The sequence below is a fragment of the Lolliginicoccus lacisalsi genome (assembly GCF_014841105.1).
GTDB lineage: Bacteria > Actinomycetota > Actinomycetes > Mycobacteriales > Mycobacteriaceae > Lolliginicoccus > Lolliginicoccus lacisalsi.
In genome coordinates this window covers 32,159-32,778 of sequence record NZ_JACYWE010000013.1, presented here as the reverse complement: position 1 = coordinate 32,778, position 620 = coordinate 32,159, and the positions used below count along the sequence as shown (strand labels likewise).

The 620-nt window shown below is 68.9% G+C and carries 1 pseudogene; it reads right to left on the bottom strand.

Features of this window, described 5'->3' with window-relative positions:
- Positions 1 to 449: pseudogene (locus tag HT102_RS16215) on the bottom strand (hypothetical protein); the annotation flags it as partial.
- Positions 450 to 620 lie beyond the last annotated feature (171 nt).

Below are 620 nucleotides of genomic sequence, written 5' to 3'. Positions count from 1 at the left end.
GTCGCGCCATCCGCGCCCGTGGGCCCCGTCTCGCCCTGCAAGCCCTGCACGCCCTGCTCGCCCGTAGGACCGGCTGGCCCTGTCTCGCCCTGGGGCCCCTGCGGACCAGTGGGACCCGTCTCGCCCTGCGGGCCTTCCGGCCCGGCTGGGCCCGTCGGACCTGTGGGGCCTGTCGGACCGAGCGGGCATTCGGTGCTGTGTGATCCCGATGAGCCTGCCGATCCGAGAGCCAGTGATCCTACGGAGCCGGTAGTCGAGCCTGCTGAGCCACTGCCCGAGCCCGCGGAGCCACTGGAGGTGCTGCAGTCCACGAGCGAGGCCGAGCTGACGGTGTTCTCGATGGCGACATCGTTGCCGCTGTGCATGGCGGCGGCACCGAGCGCGAGGAACGCGTTGCCGGCGATCATGCTCGCGGCGATGAGGGCGGGTTTTCTGGTGCGGCGGTTCATGCGGGGCTCCACTCGAGGTGTGATTCGTGGGTGTCAGGGCCCACTGCACCACGCCGCGGTGCCGAATATCAGGGCCGGACCCTGATGGTTAGTGATCTGAGACACGTTTGTTGCAGCCACTTACAAACAGTGTGGCACCCCGGGGAAGCCGCTGCGCCACAGGCGAAAACA